Origin of the sequence: Nocardiopsis listeri (assembly GCF_020741345.1) — a bacterium.
Taxonomy (GTDB): Bacteria; Actinomycetota; Actinomycetes; order Streptosporangiales; family Streptosporangiaceae; genus Nocardiopsis; species Nocardiopsis listeri_A.
The window spans coordinates 1-16,494 of the sequence record NZ_DYZD01000178.1 but is presented as its reverse complement, the minus strand read 5'-3'; the positions used below and the strand labels follow the sequence as shown (position 1 = coordinate 16,494).

The following is a 16,494-nucleotide window of genomic DNA, read 5'->3' as shown; positions in this document are numbered from 1 at the left end:
CCCCCTCCTCGCCGAACTCCTCTGATCCGGACGACGCCGAGATGGCCCGGCCCCGGGCCGTCTCAGGACCGGATCGCCCTCACCATGGCGGCGGCCAGTCGCGCGCGCTCGGCCATCGAGCCCACCACCAGGTACTCGTGGTCGGCGTGCGCGCCGCCGCCGACCGCGCCCAACCCGTCCAGCGTGGGGACTCCCAGCGCCGCGGTGAAGTTCCCGTCGCTGCCACCGCCCACCGCCACACCCTCGACGCCGGGCAACGAACGCCGGGCCTGTGCCGGCAATCCCGACGCCATCTCCTCCTGCATCGGCGGCCGGTTCACCGAACCCGTCACCGTGATCTCCGCGCCCGCCAGACGCGGGGTCAGGTTCGTCAACGCCGCCTCCACCCGGTCCTTCTCCGCCGCGGAGGGCACCCGCACGTCCACCACGATGGTGGCCTCCGCCGGCACCACGTTGTCGGTGGTGCCCGCGGCGGCCACGGTCGGGGTCACCGTCGTGCCCGCCTCCGGGCGGCTCAACGAGGCGATCGCCAGGACCTGGTGCGCCGCCTCCACCAGCGCGTTCACACCCGCCTCGGGTTCCAGGCCGGCGTGCGAGGCCAGACCGCGCACCGCGACCTCGAACGTCCCGCAGCCCTTGCGGGCGACCTTCAGGTGCCCGCCCTCGGCCGCACCCTCGAACACCAGCACCGTGCCGCACGCACGGGCCCGCTCCTCGATCAGCGGCCGAGAGTGGTGTGAGCCGACCTCCTCGTCGGCGGTCACCAACAGTTCGACCCCGGACGGATCCGCCAAGGTGGCCAGGCCGTGGATCGCCTGGACGAGGCCGCCCAGCATGTCGTACACGCCCGGTCCCGTGGCGCGGCCGCCCTCCACCCGGAACGGGCGATGCTCCAAGGTGCCCAGGGGGAAGACGGTGTCGTGGTGGCCGAGCACCAGAACCCGGGGCTCACCCCCGCCCGCCCAGCGCACGTGTGTTCCGGCCGGGCCGTCCACGAGGGTGGCCCGCCCACCCAGACGGCGCTCGACCAGGGCCGCCACAGCCTCGGCCGACCTGCGCAGAGCGACCAGGTCCCGGGAGGGGGACTCGACCTCCACGAGTGTCCGCAGGTCCTGGAGCATCACGTCGACGTCGACGTCGGTACCTTCGCGCTCGATCATGCGGTCAGGCTACGGGTCAGGTGCCGGATCCACCTCGGTGTACTAGGCCGCAGGTGTGCCGTCCGGCTCTGAGAGGGGCGCGGCGTCCGGCTTGGTCACCGGCCGGTTGCGCAGCAGCGCGGCCAGGACCGCGGCGACAGGGGTGGCCAGGAACAACCCCGCGACACCGCCGAGGAAACCACCGACGGTGACGACGATCAGCACCACGGCGGAAGGCAGCTCCAGGGCCCGGCCGTAGATGCGCGGCGCGAAGACGTTGCTCTCCAACTGCTGCACCAGCAGCACGGCGCCGAGGATGATCAGCGCCACGATCCAGCCCTCCGTCACCAGGGCCACCAGGACGGCCAGCAGGCCGCTCAGGAACGCGCCGATGATCGGCAGGAACGCTCCGACGAAGGTGAGCACGATCAGCGGGATCGCCAGGCTGGTGTCGATCAGGAGCAGCAGCGCGATACCGACGCCCACCGCGTCGATCAGGCCCACCAGGGCCACCCCCCGCACGTAGTGGCCCATGACCTCCCAGGACACGCGGGAGGAGTGGCGCAGGACCGGGCGGGAACGGGGCGGCAGCAGCTGCGCGATCCACTCCATGAGCTTGTCGCCCGAGTGCACGAAGTAGATCGTCAGGACGATGATCAGGACGACCCCGAGCACGACCCGGGACACGGCGGCGGTCGCCGTCCAGGCCCCGCTGAGGATCCGGTCGGAGTTGTCCGAGATCAGGGACCTGGCCTGGTCCCACGCGTTGTCGATGGCCTCGGTGAGCAGGGCCGGATCGAGCCCGAACGGGAGCTGAACCGCCTGGAGCTGGATGATGGCCTGGTTGACGCTGTCCACCAGGTCGCCGAAGTTGGCGGCCGCGGGAGTCACGATCAGGGTGACGGCGCAGCTGTAGACGATCAACGCGACGAGCAGGGTGATGGTCGTGGACGCGCCCCGGCCGAATCCCGCGCGGCGGAGCACGTTCGGCCGACGCAGGCGGTTGGCCAGTGGCATCAGCAGCGCGGTCAGGAACACCGCGATGATCACCGGGAGCGTGACCACCGACAGGTGGGTCAGTCCGTAGACCAGAAGGCCGGCGACCACTCCGATGATCAACAGGCGCCAGGACGTGTCGCTGACGATCCGTAGGAGATCACCGGCGCCGGCCTCATCCTGTGCCCCGGTGGCCTCGTCGGTGGGGAGGTTCCCCGCCTGGCCGGTCTCCCGCCGTCGGTCCTGTTCGACACGGGCCCGGCGGACCGCGTTCCATCTGTTGACAAGCGCCCCTACTCCCGGCCACTGGGCTCGCACATGGACTCCGTTCTCTGAGTGGTGTCGTCTTCTGTGGGGATGAGGGGGGAGAGGGGGTCTTCCGGGGCGCTGAGGGGCGGCACCGGATGGTCAAGAGTCTGCCCGGGCCGAGTGGGCCGGTGACGGAGCGTGATCCGGCGTGTCGTCGCGAAGTGGCGCCCACGCCACATCGGGACCGCTGTCCAGGGGAAGTTCGCGGAGCAGGCGGACCGGCCGGGGGAGATCCGTGCTCGCCCGATGAGGTGGGGTTCTCGTCAGGGTGGCGGGGGCCGACGGAACCCGGTTCGGCGGCCCCCGACGGGGATCAGAACTCGCGCTGGTCCCGGCGCAACGGGTGGTTGTCGGGAACCTGGACCAGGACGATGCGAACCCCGTCCGGGTCGGCGATCCACGCCTCGACCAACCCCCAGAACTCCTTCTGCGGGGGACGCAGGCCCCGGGCGCCCAGGGCGGTCACCCGCGCGTACTCCGCGTGCACGTCGCGCACCTGCAACCACAGCGACATCGACGGCACCCCGGAGGATTCGGCGTGCCCGGACACCTCCAGCAGGCCGTTGCCGAGGAAGAACACGGTTCCTGGTGCGTCGGGCGGCCCGAACTCGCGGTGCACGCCGAGTTCGAGCACGTCACGGTAGAAGGAACGGCTGCGCGTGGGATCGGTGGGGTGGATCATCACGCGGCTGCTGAGAACATCCATACCCGACATCCTGCCCGTTGCGGAAGCTCGGGCCCAAACGGCACCCCGTTTCCTGCCCCGACCGCGGAGCCGACCCGGATCGACGTAGAACCGCTTGCTCGCGGCCACGTCCGCGTCGCCCGGCCGGAGGACGAGGTGACGGATCCGTCGGTCGGCCGGGCGCGGGTCCTTCGTCGCTCACTCGGAGGGCCGGGGGAGCGACGGGCACTCGACGGTCGGGTTGACCCCGACGTAGTTGAGCGGGCCGACGAAGACGGTCACCGCGGTGCTGCCCAGCGTCGAACAGTTGGTGTCCGCCGAATCGAAGTAGCCGCGTTGGAAGGCCGCGACCAGACCGATCACCGACCAGAGCAGGACGAGGGTCAAGAGAACGATGCCGATGCGCACTTTCTGCCTCCCGGGGGTGGGGCCGTTGCGGTTGCGATCGTCGGGGGTCGAGCTCTTGGAAGACCTACCCCGCGAACACCCGTCCTCACCCACAAGGCCCGCCACTCACGGGATGAGGGCGTCCACGAGCAGCCTCAGGAACCTTCCGGTGGGGCGAACCGCCAACGGGTGGGGCCGTGGCCGGTGGCGTCGGTGGGGAACGCGTACACGGTGCTCGTCCGCACCACGAACACCGCGTAGGGAGGGGGCCCTGCGGTGGGGGCGCCGTCCGGTCCGACGAGCAAGTCCCCCTCTGGAAGCGGGGCCCACCCGTAGACCACCGGGTAGGTCTCGGCGACCACGCGCACTCTCCCGGTATCGCGCACCCGTTCCACCGGGCCCTCCACCACCACGTCCCAGTGGTCGGTGGACACGGCCAGGCTCACGGGCGATCCCTCGGTCAGCAACCGCGCCTTCGCAGTGCCCTGCCCGCACGCGAAGTGGGGCAGGCCGCGCGCCCACACCGCGAGCAACGGCCGCGTGTGCGGGACGGATCCGTCGCGAGTGGCGGTCAGCCAGTAGGTGCCGGCCGTCTCCGAGAGCTCCTGCAACATCGCGGTCCAGCCCGCCGCGGGAGCGCCGGTCGGTGCTTCGGTGCCGGTGGGGAGGTGGTCCGTCATGGGCGGGCTCCTGCTCGGGGCCGGGGTGCGGGTCCTGTTGCGCACCCTAGGCGTCGGCACCGACATTTCGGCGGATGCCGCGAGCGAACACGGAAAGTCGGGTTCGGCCGTCTTGTGGCCGCCCCGTCGGACAGGTAGGAACGTCGGAGACCACAGGAGGAGCCTCGTGCACAATCCCCCCGATCCGAGTCCGGACCGAAGCCGCACCGCCCGCCCCGTAGCACTCGCCGGAGCCACCGCCGCGTTCGTGGCCGTCTGCCTGATGGCCTCACCCGTGCCCGCCCTCGCCGAACCCCGCGACGACGCCGGCGGCTCGGAGCGAAACGAGGTCGCCGCCGGCGCGGAGTCCCTGGCCGTGGAACCCCTGGCCGCGCCCCCGTCCGCGCCCGGGGCCGAGGCGGACGCCGCCTATCCGCGCCAGAACGAGCTTCCCGTCCCGCCCGAGAACCCTGACGACCACTCCGTCAAACTCGGGCTGGTCCCCTTCCACGACATCGCGCCGACACTCAACGACCTGCAGGAGACCTCCGACCGGGTCAGCGCCGAGATCATCGGTGAGTCCGTGCAGGGACGCGACCTGTACCTGGTCACCCTCACCGAACCCGAGACGCGCGCCGAGGCCCGCCACCAGCGGCGCATGCGCGAGCTGATCTCCGAGAACCCCGATAGGGCCGCCCGCGACCACACCCTGATCGACCGGTACAAGACACCGGTCCACGTCAACGCCAACATCCACGGCAACGAGTGGGAGGGCACCGACGCCTCGCTGCGCATCATCGAGGAGTTGGCCACCGCCGAGGACGAACGGACCGAGGAGCTGCTGGAGTCCTCGCGCCTGTACTTCACCGTCACCGCCAACCCCGACGGTCGGGTGGCGGGCACCCGCGCCAACAGTGCCGGGTTCGACCTCAACCGTGACTTCGTCACCGTCTCCCAGCCGGAGTCGGCCGCGATCCGGCAGGTCATGGTCGACACCCGGCCGGTGGTGATGATCGACCAGCACGGGTACGTCAACGGCACCCTCATCGAGCCCACCACCCCGCCGCACGGCCAGAACTACGAGTACGACCTGTTCATCAAGAACACGTACGCGAACGCCATCGAGATGGAACAGGCCGTCCTCGACCTGGGGTACACCCCCGAGGACGACGGGGTGGAACCGCCACAGATCCCCTTCCGGGACTGGGAGGACGGCTGGGATGACTGGCCGCCCATCTTCACCCCCATGTACGCCCCCTACCAAGGCGCGGTCGCCGCGGCCACCATCGAGTTCCCGATGCGGGTCAACAACGCCGACTACGACCTGCCGGAGGAGGAACTGCGGCGGCGCAGCGCCATCAACACCGACATCTCCGCCGCCACCATCGAGGCCACCCTGGACTACGCCCACGACAACCGCGAGGAGCTGGTCGGCGACCAGATCGAGGTGTTCCGTCGCGGGGCGAACGGCGAGGAACAGATCGTTCCGCCGCGGGACTGGGTGCCGGGCTTCGGCCCCGAGGACGTGTACACCACCGACTTCCCACGCGGTTACGTGATCCCCGCGGGGGAGGAACAGAGGTCGGCGCCGGCCGCCGCCCGTCTGGTCGACTTCCTCGTCGCCAACGACGTGCGCGTCCAGCGCGCCGATGAGGAGTTCGAGCTGGAGGGCACCGCCTACCCGGCCGGGTCCTACGTGGTGGACATGCATCAGCCCAAACGCGGCATGGCCAACGTCCTGTTGGAGGACGGACGCGACATCAGCGACGACGTGGAGGCGATGTACGACATCTCCGGGTGGAGCCACGGTCGCCTGTGGGGCGCCACCGTGACCGCCGTCGAGTCCGAGCCGCCCACCGGCACCGCCGTGGCCGTCGCCGACCCCACCGGAAGCGTCGAGGGCGACGGCGACTGGAACCTGCGATTGGACGACGCCGCCGACGTCGCCGCGCTCAACGACCTGGTCGAGGCCGGTGTGGAGCCGGTCCAGGCCGGCCGGGGAACGGTGTGGGTGCCCGCCGAGGCCGCCGACACGGTGGTCGAGGTCGCCGAACGCCACGGTGCGGTGTTCACCGCCGCCGACACCGAACCGGACGGTCCCGTTCTGGGGCCGGTCCGGGTGGCCGTGGCCGGGGCCGCCGACGAGGTCTTCACCCTGGGCGAGCTGGGTTTCGACGTGACCACGGTGTCCACCGCCGTGCTCAACGACGGGTTCGACTGGACCGACATCGACGTGCTGTACGTGGCCGGTGGTCTGGTCCACGACGACCTGAACGAGGAAGCGCGGGCGGCCCTGGACACGTTCCTGGAGCGAGGCGGGGTCGTGGCGCGCGGCGAGACCGGGGCCCGGTTCAACGAGGCGGTCGGTCTGTTGGAGGCCACCCGGGCCGCGGGCCGCTCCGACGCCAACGGTGTGGTGCGCGTGGACGACGGTGACGGGGTCCTGGGCGGCACGGGCGGGTACGGGTTCGTGTACTCGCCCGGTTGGTTCACCGACCTGGGCGACGGCGTGACGGTCGAGCAGTCCTACGCGGCAAAGAGACCCTTGGTGGCCGGGCACTGGCGGCCCGGCGCCGACGGCACGGGAGGTCGGCAGGACGCGGCCGGACAGGCGTCCGTGGTCAGCGGGATCGCCGAACCCGGCGCCGCGGTGGTGCTTTTCGGTACCGAACCGCTGTTCCGCAATCATCCCAAGGGCCTGTTCGGGCAGGTCGGCCAGGCCCTGCACTGGTCGGCCGCCGTCGACGAAGCCGCCTGATCCTCGACAGGGTGATGTGCGCCCGGGGCCGTGTCGCCCCGGGGCGCACCCGCACCCGCGCCCGGGCGTGGAAAACGGGTGGGAACCGTCGGAGTGGACCTCTACGGTGTTCGGATGTACACCCCTCTCTCTCCGCGCCGTGGAGATCACCCCCGACAACGTCGCCACCGCCCTCAAGGTGAAGGTCCGGGAGGATCAGAACACCTTCGTCGAAACGAGCGGGTCACCGTGATGTGGGTGCCCGAGGAGGGTGGACCCGCGGAGTTCTATCGCAGGATCGGATTCCGTGAGACCGGTCGGGTGTTCGACGGCGAGGTCGTCGCGGAGCTGTTCTTGGACCCGGCTCCCCACCCCTGACGAGCCGGCCCGTCCCGGGCTCGCCGACGATCCGACCCTGGTCATGAACGTCGCGTCGGAACCCGGGAAGAGTATCGCGCCGTCTTTCCCCATCTGGAGTGCATGAAATCCCGGAATGGGAGGGGCGTGCGAAGCCGATTCAGGGCGAAACCTTTGATTCTGCTCGGGAAGCCTATCCGGGGTTGCCCCGGTCTATTGGATTTTCCGGGAAATCAGCCATTCCCGGCCGTATTTTGAGTGAGAATTTTAGGGGGATTTGTGCTACTTACTCGGGCGTAACACTCAATCTTGTGAGTGAGGTTGAACCCGCCCGACCTGGGTTTGGTTCCCTCTCTCCCGGAGGTGGAGCGCCATGGGTGGCATGCAGCACGGCCAAGATCCGCAACAACCCGAGCCGTATGGGCCCGGCCCGAACCAGGGCAACGGACCCCCGCACGGAGCGGCCCCGCCACAGGGATACACGCCGCCCCAGGGGTTCCCTCCGCCACGGGGATACGGGCCACCGCAGGCGTACGGACCACCGCAGGACTATGGGTCTCCGCCGGTGGAGGAGGGACGGCTTCGGAGGAAGAGTCCGTCGAAACGGTCGGTGTCGGAGAACCCGGGGAGGTCGGCGGCTGGATCGTCACCGTGAACGGAACCGAGACGGCCGGCGTCGTCGGCGACGGCTACTCCCAGGAACAGGCTCAGGGCGAGTTCGTCATCGTCGACGTGACCGTGGAGAACAGCGGTACGGAAGCCACCTACTTCGACGAGACCGCGCTGTCCTTGATCGATGCCGACGGTAACGAGCACTCCGCCGGATACGTCCCCGGTGATGAAGACTTCTTCGTCGAACAGATCAACCCGGGTAACCGGTCCTCGGGACGTGCGGCCTTCGACGTTCCCGAGGGAACCGAACCGGTCGCCCTACAGGTCGAGGACATGCTCTCCTTCGAGGACCCGCTGGAGATTCGGCTGGGCTGAGTGAAGAACGCCGGAGCCCCGCACACGGATGGAACGGTGCGGGGCTCGGGCATGGTCGGGTGCCGGGACCTCAGTTGCCCCGGTCGATCCACTCCTGCAGGTGCGGGGCCTCGGCACCGATCGTGGTGGAGTCACCGTGACCGGTGTTGACCACCGTCTCCGCCGGCAGGGACAGCAAACGGTCCCGGATGGAGGCCACGATGGTGGGGAAGTCCGAGTACGACCTACCCGTCGCCCCCGGCCCGCCCTGGAACAGGGTGTCCCCGCTGAACAGCACCCCCGCCTCCGGGGCGTACAGGCACACCGCGCCCGGAGCGTGTCCCGGGGTGTGGATGACCCGCAGCTCGGCGCCGGCCACCTCCACCACCTGGCCGTCGGCCAGTTCCCCGTCCGGGGCGCGGTCGGGGTGGGTCATGTCCCACAGCACCCGGTCCTCGGGGTGCAGCAGGATGGGCGCGCCCACCGCGTCGGCCAGCGCGGGGGCGGCGTTGACGTGGTCGTTGTGGCCGTGCGTGCACACCACCGCCACCACCCGGCGTCCGTTCACCGCCCCGACGATGGTGTCGGCGTCGTGCGGGGCGTCGATGACCACGACCTCCTCGTCGTCACCGAACAACCAGACGTTGTTGTCCACCTCCCAGGAGCCGCCGTCCAGGGTGAAGACCCCGGACGTGGTCAGGTGTTCCACTCGCGCGTCACTCACAGTCGCACCACCGATCGCAGTACGTCGCCGCGCTCCATGCGGGCGAAGGCCTCTTCGATGTCACCGATGCCGATCTCCTCGGTGACGAATCCGTCCAGGTCCAGTCTGCCCTGTGTGTAGAGGTCGATGAGCATCGGGAAGTCGCGGGAGGGCAGACAGTCCCCGTACCAGGACGACTTGAGCGCCCCACCGCGACCGAACACGTCCAACAGCGGCAGCTCCAGTCTCATCTCCGGGGTGGGCACCCCCACCAGCACCACGGTGCCGGCCAGGTCGCGGGCGTAGAACGCCTGCTCGTAGGTCTTGGGGACCCCGACGGCGTCGATCACCACGTCCGCGCCGAACCCGCCGGTCAGTTCCCGGATCGCCTCGACCGGGTCGGTCTGGGAGGCGTTGACGGTGTGGGTGGCGCCGAATCCGCGCGCCCAGTCCAGTTTGCGGTCCTCCAGGTCCACGGCGATGATCCGGTTCGCGCCGGCCAGCCGGGCCCCGGCCACGGCGGCGCTGCCGACCCCGCCGCAGCCGATGACCGCCACCGAGTCCCCACGGGTGACCCCGCCGGTGTTGACGGCCGCGCCGATCCCGGCCATGATCCCGCAGCCGAGCAGGCCCGCGGCGGCCGCCGATGCGGCCGGGTCCACCTTGGTGCACTGGCCGGCGGCCACCAGGGTCTTCTCCGCGAACGCGCCGATGCCCAGCGCGGGGGAGAGTTCGGTGCCGTCCTCCAGGGTCATCTTCTGTGTGGCGTTGTGGGTGTCGAAGCAGTACTGGTGGCGGCCCCGGGCGCACGCCCGACACTTCCCGCACACCGCCCGCCAGTTCAGGACCACGTAGTCGCCCGGTTCGAGGCCGGTGACGTTCTCGCCCACCGACTCCACCGTTCCGGCCGCCTCGTGGCCGAGCAGGAAGGGGTACTCGTCGTTGATCCCGCCCTCCCGGTAGTGCAGGTCGGTGTGGCAGACCCCGCACGCCTGGATCCGCACCACCGCTTCACCCGGTCCGGGGTCCGGGACGACGATGGTGGTGAGTTCCACCGGCGCCCCCTTGGCGCGTGAGATGACACCTTGCACTCGTTGGGACATGTGAGCTCCTGTCGTCCGTGGTGGCCGGTCCGCGGCACGTGGCGCGCCGCTCACCGCACACCATTCCACACCCGTCCCATCGGTACCCCGCACTGGTGGGGCGGGGCGGTCAGTCCCGGAGGAAGTCGAGCAGGGCGGCGGTGAGCCGGGCGGGGGCGTCCAGTTGCACCAGGTGGCCGGCGCCGTCGATGGGACGGGTGACCACGCCCGGGATCAGCCGTGCGAGTTCGCGGTCGCGTTCCGGTGGGATCCAGGTGTCCTGCTCGCCCCAGACCAGCAACACCGGCAGGTCCAGTTCGGGGTACGACCCTTGGATCTCGTCGGTGTGCGCTTGATCGGCCTGCTGGATCTGTCTGTAGAACGCGGGTTGTCCCTCGGCGCCCGTCCAGGGGTCCACCAGGGCTCGGAGCACGTCCGGTCGCAGCCCGACGGCGCTCGCCGAACTCACGTACTCGGTGACCAGGGCACGGTGCAGGGCCGGCGGCAGCTGCTCGAAGACCTCGGTGTTCTCGCCCACCAGGCGGAAGAACGGCGACCCCCACGGGGCCAGTGCCACCGGGGAGACCAGGGCCAGTCGGGAGTAGGCGACGTGGTGCAGCAGGTGGGCGCGCAGGGCCACCGCCCCGCCGAAGTCGTGCGCCACCACACGGGGCCTATCCAGACCCCAGTGGGCGAGCAGTTCGGTGAACACCCGCCCCTGCGCGGCCAGGGACACCTGTTGGCCGGTGCGTTTCTCCGAGGTGCCGTACCCGGGCATGTCCCAGGTGTGGACCCGGTACCGGTCGGACAGGGCGCCGGCGACCTCCCGCCACACGTAGGAGGAGAACGGGGTGCCGTGCAGCAGCACCACGGGTTCTCCCGACCCGGTCGCCCGCCATCGCACCGTTCCCTCGGTGGACGCGAACTCCTCCAACGGTTCCTGGAACGCCATCCCCGGTTCCCCTTCCACGTTCGTCGAGTGCTCCGACCCTAGCGGCACCCTCCGACGGAAAAAGGGGGCACCGGACCGACGCGGGCACCAAGAACACGAAGAGGGGGCGGCGCCTCTCCGGTGGCGCCGCCCCCTGTCACCCGTGGGGTTCACGGGCGTGTGTCGACGACGAGCGGGGAGTCGTCGCATTCGGTGGTCAGCGGGTGAAGTCGTCGGCTCCGCGACCGGGGCCGTGGAAGAACTCGCGCTGGGGCTCGTCCTCGGGGACCTCGGGGTAGGTCGGGCGGTCCTCGGCCGCCACGTGGACGGTGCCGATCTCCATGCCCTGGGCGGCCATCAGACCGCTCACCGCGTCGCGCAGCTCCGGCAGCATCGAGTAGAGCACGTCGCCGGGGCAGGCGGTGGAGTTGAAGTCGCGGTGCCCCACGATGGCCTGCTGCGGGTCGAGGCCGTAGGCGCCGCACAGCCAGGCGAGGGTCTCGATGAGCTTGTCGGTGAGTTCCTGGGTGGGGCCCTCCTCCATGTAGGTGCCCTCGTTCTCGATGCCCACGGTGGTGCCGTTGTAGTCGGCCACGTGGGTGCCCACGCAGTGGGTGCCCTCACGGACGGCCACCACGGCGAGGTTGCGCCCCTCCATCAGGTGCCCGCCACGGCTGATGGTGAACTGCTGGCCCGCGTCGATCCAGCCCTGGGTGTCCATGTGGTAGTTCTGGATCGACCTGGACAGCGCCAGGGCGTGGGCCTCGGAGTAGTCGGTGCTGTTGGGGGTCGCGGTGTGGTGGACCACCACGTGGGTGGGCGGGGTCGCCAGGACCTGGACGGGGCTCGACGGGGGCCGGGCGTCCCAGTCGGCGCGGAAGTACATCGACGGTTCGGCCGCGGCGGCCCGGGCGTCGGCGTCGGCGTTGGCGGTGCCCACGCCGGTACCCGCGACCAGGGCGGCGCCGGAGGCGACGGCCGCTCCCTGCAGGATTGTGCGACGGGCCGGTCCATGTTGCTCACACATAGCGGGGGAGCCCTTCTCGGATCGGGGAGGTTACTTGCCGGTCACAACTGAACACGGATCCCCGCCGGCACGCAAAGGGGGTAATGAAGGTTTCTGTTGTCCGCTACCGGTCAGATGGTAAACCTTTTACACCCCTTCTCAGGAAGATCATTCTGAGGTAGAGGAGTGGCCTTCTGTGGCTGGAGTGACCCCTGGGTTCGATCGGCTCGGTGGAAACAACAAGAACGGGTCACGAATGGAATCGTGACCCGTTCGGGGGTTCGTTTCAGGCAGGGGCTCAGGCCACCGGTTCGGGCTTTCGGTCGGCCTCCGAGGGCTCGGGGTTCAGGCGCCCGGTCCGGTGCAGCCACCAGTCCGCGAGGAGCGTGCCCAGCGGGGGGACCGACGCGGCCAGTGCCACCAGGGTCGGCCGGACGCCCCACCGGAGTCGGTAGGCGGCCAGCAGGGCGACCAGCCCGTACGCCACGAACGCCCCGCCGTGCAGGGGGCCGAAGATCTGCACACCGAGCTCGCTGCCGTTGCCCAGGTACTTGAAGTACATGCCGACCAGAAGTCCGGCCCAGGTGAAGGCTTCGAATACGGCCACCACGCGGAAGGCCAGGGCGGACAGTGAGTTGAAGTTCAAGGTGGTTCCTCGGGTTCGTGGCAGGGCGCGACGTGTTTCGGGGGCGGCCTCCAACAGGTTAGGTCACCCTTGCCAGGCGGTCGGACCCGGGGTTGTGGAGGTGCCGGACTCCGATTGGAGCGTGGCCTCAGGTGACAACCACCTCACCGTCGGGTGGTTTCGACCCTCTCCCGGTGGGTGCGCGCAGGACCTTCGGGGTCCGCGTGCGCCATCGCCCTGGTTGGGTCCTTCGCCGCCTCGAACTGCGAAAACCCGGCGCCGTCGCTTGGTGGGGGCGGTCGCGCGCCCCGGTTTCCCGGTTCGGCGAACGCCCCCGTGTGACCCAGGTCTCCCCGGGGGATCTGTTGACACGCCCCCGCCTCTCATTCCAAACTTGCCGCGGATTACTTAGGTTAGGTTTCCCTAAATAAGGCTAGGGTTGCCTTACTTTTCGCAGGTCAGTGCGGTCGGAAGGGGAGGTTCAACGTGAACGGGATCGACGGTGCCGTCACCGTGGTCACCGGAGCGTCCGGCGGGGTCGGTCGCTCCGTGGCTCTGGACCTCGCCGCGCACGGCGCCAGGGTCGCGGTCGTCGACGTCGACACCGTCGGCCTCGACCAGACCCTTCATCGGTTGACGACGACCGGTCACAAGGCGTTCGCGTTCACCGCCGACGTCACCGATCCCGTCCGCGTGGAGGCCCTCTTCGACGAGGTCGAAGCGCTCCTGGGGCCGGTCACCACCGTCGTCAACGCCGCCGGGGTGCTGGCCACGGGCCCCGCCGTGGACTGTTCCGACCGGGACTGGCAACGCCTGATCGCGGTCAACGCCACCGGTGTGTTCAACGTCGGACGTGCCGCCGCCCGACGCATGGGACCGCGCGGTCGCGGCGCGATGGTCACCGTCGCCTCCAACGCAGCCGGGGTGCCCAGGTCCGGGATGGCCGCATACGCCGCGTCCAAGGCCGCCGCCGTGGCGTTCACCAAGTCCCTCGGCCTGGAACTGGCCCCGCTGGGAGTGCGCTGCAACGTCGTCTCGCCCGGATCCACCGACACCCCCATGCTCCGGGCCATGACCCCCGACCCCGAGACGCTGATCGACGGCGACCCCGGCCTCTTCAAGGTCGGCATCCCCTTGCGCCGCCTCGGACTGCCCGAAGACGTGGCCGAGGCCGTGCGCTTCCTACTGTGCGACGCCTCCCGCCACATCACCATGCACGAGCTGTACGTGGACGGTGGCGCCACCCTCCGCTGAGTCCACCGCCCCACGGCCCCGGTCAGAACCCCGCCCGGCGGCTCCTCCCCGGCCGTCCCACCCCGGACGCCCCACGTGCCTGACACAGAAAGGCCCCCACCCATGCCCGAGCAGCGCACCGCCGCCCCCGCGGCCTCCGCGGGTGAACTCCTGTCGGCCTATCGGCCGGGGGACGCGTTCTTCTCCACCGCCACCGGGGCCCTCCACGGCACCGGTGCCCTGCACACCCTGGATCGGATCGACGACCTGCCCGCCACCCTCGCGGACGCGGGCCCCGGCGCGGTCGCCATGGGCGCCATCCCCTTCGACACCTCCCGCCCCGCACACCTGGTCGTCCCCCGGACCGTGCGTCGCGCGCCCTCGCCCACCGAAGGGCCGACACCCGAGAACCGTTGGCGGCCGCTGGGGGAGGGGTGGCGGGTGACCCCCGTCCCCGAACCCGAAGCACACGTGGCCGCGGTCGAGCGCGCGGTCAAGCTCATGGCCGATGACGCCGAGCTGCGCAAGGTGGTCCTGGCCCGAAGCCTCCGAGTGGAGGGCGACGAGCCGATCGACGTCGCCACCGTCCTGGCCAACCTGGTCTGGCGCGACCCCACCGCCTTCGTCTTCGCCACCGACCTGCCCGAACGCGACTCCGGAACCCGCACGCTCATCGGCGCCAGCCCCGAACTCCTGGTCGCCAAGAGCGGACGCGAGGTGCTCTCCAACCCCCTGGCCGGATCCGCGCCGCGCAGCGCCGACCCCACCAAGGACCAACGCAACGCGGTCGACCTGCTCACCTCGGCCAAGGACCGCCACGAACACGCGGTGGTGGTGGAGGCGGTCGCCGAGTCCCTACGGCCGTTCTGTCGCACCCTGTCGGTGCCCGCCGAACCCGAACTGGTCAAGACCGCCACCATGTGGCACCTGTCCACCCGGGTGAACGGTGAACTCATCGACCACGACGTGCCCGTCCACACCCTGGCCGCGGCCCTGCACCCCACCCCGGCGATCTGCGGCACTCCCACGGGTCGGGCCTTCGACACCATCACCGACCTCGAACCCTTCGACCGCGGCTTCTACACCGGCGCCGTCGGCCACAGCGACGCCCGCGGCGACGGCGAATGGGTCGTCACCATCCGCTGCGCCGACGTCGCGGGCACCACCGTCGACCTGTTCGCCGGCGGTGGGGTCATGCCCGAGTCCGACCCCGAGGCCGAACTCGCGGAGACCTCCGCGAAGCTGCGCACCCTCCTGCTCGCCCTCGGAGTGAACGGAACCGTCTGAGATGACCCCCGACCACGGCTCCCGCCGCACCATCGACCCCGCCGACTGGAACCCCTGGCCCGAGGAGCTCGCCGCCGCCTACCGCGCGGCCGGGTACTGGACCGGCGAGACCTTCCCCGCGTTCCTGCGGGATCGGGCCGCCCGGTTCGCCGACCGCACCGCCGTCGTGGCCGGTCACACCAGATGGACCTACGCCGAACTCGACCGGCGCGCCGACGCCCTGGCCACCGGCCTGTCCCGGCTCGGCGTACGCGAGGGCGATCGTGTGGTGCTGCACCTGCCCAACGTGCCCGAGCTGTTCGAGGTGGTGTTCGCGCTGTTCCGGTTGGGCGCCCTGCCGGTCTACGCGCTGCCCGCCCACCGTCGCAGTGAACTGCTGCACCTGGCCGGCACCTCCGAGGCCGTCGCCCTGGTCACCACCGACACCCAGGGGTCGTTCGACTGCCGCGCGATGGCCGCCGAGGTGCGCGACCGGGTTCCGGCGCTGGAACACGTGGTGGTCGTGGGCGACCCCGGAGAGGCGGACGACCTGACCGCCCTGGCGGACCTGCGCGCCGAACCGGACCCCGACGTCCTGGCCGAACCCGACGCCGGCGACGTGGCGTTCTTCCAGCTGTCCGGTGGCACCACAGGGCTGCCCAAGCTCATCCCACGGACCCACGACGAGTACCTGTACTCGGTGCGGGCCAGCGCCGACATCTGCGGCCTGGACACCAACGCCGTGTACCTGGGCGCCCTGCCCGTCACCCACAACTTTCCGATGAGCTCACCCGGGTTCCTCGGCGTCTTCCACGCCGGTGGCGCCGTCGTCCTGGCCCCCGACCCGAGCCCGGCCACCTGCCTGGAGCTGATCGAACGCGAACGCGTCACCGTCACCGCGGTCGTGCCGCCCGTGGCCATGCTGTGGATGGACGCCGTCGAACACGGCTCCCAGACCGACCGCGACCTGTCGTCGCTGCGGGTACTCCAGGTCGGTGGCGCCACCTTCCCCACCGAAGCGGCCAGACGCGTCACCCCGGTGCTGGGCTGCGCCCTGCAACAGGTCTTCGGTATGGCCGAGGGGCTGGTCAACTACACCAGGGACGGGGACCCCGACGAGGTCGTCACCGCCACCCAGGGGCGCCCCATCAGCGCCCACGACGAGATCCTCGTCGTCGACGACGCCGACCGCCCGGTCCCCGAAGGCGACCCCGGCCACCTGCTGACCCGCGGCCCCTACACGATCCGGGGCTACTACAAGGCCCCCGACCACAACAAGAGCGCCTTCACCGCCGACGGTTTCTACCGCACCGGCGACATCGTGCGCCGACACCCCTCCGGCAACCTCGTCGTCTCCGGACGCGCCAAGGACCAGATCAACCGGGGCGGGGAGAAGATCGGCGCCGAAGAGGT

15 protein-coding genes are annotated in these 16,494 nt (G+C 70.5%); 5 read left to right on the top strand and 10 right to left on the bottom strand.

Annotated elements, in window-relative coordinates; genetic code table 11:
* Positions 1-62: 62 nt before the first annotated feature.
* The 5 genes from K8V84_RS09880 to K8V84_RS09860 form a co-directional block, all read right to left on the bottom strand.
* Entirely contained in the window at positions 63-1,160 is a 1,098-nt protein-coding gene (locus K8V84_RS09880; RefSeq protein ID WP_304073369.1) for a M20 family metallopeptidase, read from the bottom strand.
* 42 nt (positions 1,161-1,202) lie between these two features.
* A complete protein-coding gene (locus tag K8V84_RS09875) occupies positions 1,203-2,453 on the bottom strand; it encodes an AI-2E family transporter (RefSeq protein WP_304073367.1) in 1,251 nt (416 codons plus the stop codon).
* 304 nt (positions 2,454-2,757) lie between these two features.
* Positions 2,758-3,150, bottom strand: a complete 393-nt coding sequence (locus K8V84_RS09870) for a VOC family protein (RefSeq protein ID WP_304073364.1) — start codon at positions 3,148-3,150, stop codon at positions 2,758-2,760.
* 177 nt (positions 3,151-3,327) lie between these two features.
* Positions 3,328-3,537: a hypothetical protein gene (locus tag K8V84_RS09865; RefSeq protein WP_304073362.1), complete on the bottom strand. Its 210-nt coding sequence runs from the start codon at positions 3,535-3,537 to the stop codon at positions 3,328-3,330.
* A 134-nt stretch (positions 3,538-3,671) separates the two neighbouring features.
* Positions 3,672-4,196 carry a pyridoxamine 5'-phosphate oxidase family protein gene (locus tag K8V84_RS09860; protein ID WP_304073360.1) on the bottom strand — a complete coding sequence of 175 codons (525 nt, stop codon included), beginning with the start codon at positions 4,194-4,196 and terminating at the stop codon, positions 3,672-3,674.
* Positions 4,197-4,362: 166 nt separating this feature from the next.
* On the opposite strand from K8V84_RS09860, the gene K8V84_RS09855 reads away from it, so the two are divergent.
* Together K8V84_RS09855 and K8V84_RS09850 are read left to right on the top strand one after the other, a co-directional pair.
* A complete protein-coding gene (locus tag K8V84_RS09855) occupies positions 4,363-6,933 on the top strand; it encodes a M14 family zinc carboxypeptidase (protein ID WP_304073357.1) in 2,571 nt (856 codons plus the stop codon).
* Between the two features lie 651 nt (positions 6,934-7,584).
* Positions 7,585-8,256, top strand: coding sequence for a DUF4352 domain-containing protein (locus K8V84_RS09850; RefSeq protein WP_369696618.1), 672 nt, complete (start codon positions 7,585-7,587; stop codon positions 8,254-8,256).
* A gap of 70 nt (positions 8,257-8,326) precedes the next feature.
* Here the strand turns inward: K8V84_RS09850 and K8V84_RS09845 are convergent, their stop codons facing one another.
* The 5 genes from K8V84_RS09845 to K8V84_RS09825 form a co-directional block, all read right to left on the bottom strand.
* Positions 8,327-8,959: an MBL fold metallo-hydrolase gene (locus K8V84_RS09845; RefSeq protein WP_304073354.1), complete on the bottom strand. Its 633-nt coding sequence runs from the start codon at positions 8,957-8,959 to the stop codon at positions 8,327-8,329.
* Entirely contained in the window at positions 8,956-10,041 is a 1,086-nt protein-coding gene (locus K8V84_RS09840) for an S-(hydroxymethyl)mycothiol dehydrogenase (protein WP_304073352.1), read from the bottom strand. Before K8V84_RS09840 ends, K8V84_RS09845 begins: the two co-directional genes overlap by 4 nt.
* Positions 10,042-10,150: 109 nt before the next feature.
* Positions 10,151-10,972, bottom strand: coding sequence for an alpha/beta hydrolase (locus K8V84_RS09835; protein ID WP_304073349.1), 822 nt, complete (start codon positions 10,970-10,972; stop codon positions 10,151-10,153).
* Positions 10,973-11,168: 196 nt separating this feature from the next.
* Positions 11,169-11,978, bottom strand: a complete 810-nt coding sequence (locus K8V84_RS09830) for a peptidoglycan recognition family protein (protein ID WP_304073347.1) — start codon at positions 11,976-11,978, stop codon at positions 11,169-11,171.
* A gap of 277 nt (positions 11,979-12,255) precedes the next feature.
* Entirely contained in the window at positions 12,256-12,603 is a 348-nt protein-coding gene (locus tag K8V84_RS09825) for a DUF3817 domain-containing protein (RefSeq protein WP_304073344.1), read from the bottom strand.
* Positions 12,604-13,068: 465 nt separating this feature from the next.
* Between K8V84_RS09825 and K8V84_RS09820 the strand changes: the two genes are divergently transcribed.
* The 3 genes from K8V84_RS09820 to K8V84_RS09810 form a co-directional block, all read left to right on the top strand.
* Entirely contained in the window at positions 13,069-13,836 is a 768-nt protein-coding gene (locus tag K8V84_RS09820; RefSeq protein WP_304073341.1) for an SDR family oxidoreductase, read from the top strand.
* A 102-nt stretch (positions 13,837-13,938) separates the two neighbouring features.
* Positions 13,939-15,102, top strand: coding sequence for an isochorismate synthase (locus K8V84_RS09815; RefSeq protein ID WP_304073338.1), 1,164 nt, complete (start codon positions 13,939-13,941; stop codon positions 15,100-15,102).
* A 1-nt stretch (position 15,103) separates the two neighbouring features.
* Positions 15,104-16,494, top strand: a 1,391-nt coding sequence (locus K8V84_RS09810; protein WP_304073336.1) for a (2,3-dihydroxybenzoyl)adenylate synthase, incomplete at its 3' end; no start/stop codon positions are given.

Excerpts from the sequence above, each read along its gene's own strand:
- K8V84_RS09880 (WP_304073369.1), bottom strand. The coding sequence starts at position 1,160 with ATGATCGAGCGCGAAGGTACCGACGTCGACGTCGACGTGATGCTCCAG.
- K8V84_RS09870 (WP_304073364.1), bottom strand. The coding sequence starts at position 3,150 with ATGGATGTTCTCAGCAGCCGCGTGATGATCCACCCCACCGATCCCACG.
- K8V84_RS09860 (WP_304073360.1), bottom strand. The coding sequence starts at position 4,196 with ATGACGGACCACCTCCCCACCGGCACCGAAGCACCGACCGGCGCTCCC.
- K8V84_RS09840 (WP_304073352.1), bottom strand. The coding sequence starts at position 10,041 with ATGTCCCAACGAGTGCAAGGTGTCATCTCACGCGCCAAGGGGGCGCCG.
- K8V84_RS09835 (WP_304073349.1), bottom strand. The coding sequence starts at position 10,972 with ATGGCGTTCCAGGAACCGTTGGAGGAGTTCGCGTCCACCGAGGGAACG.
- K8V84_RS09830 (WP_304073347.1), bottom strand. The coding sequence starts at position 11,978 with ATGTGTGAGCAACATGGACCGGCCCGTCGCACAATCCTGCAGGGAGCG.
- K8V84_RS09815 (WP_304073338.1), top strand. The coding sequence starts at position 13,939 with ATGCCCGAGCAGCGCACCGCCGCCCCCGCGGCCTCCGCGGGTGAACTC.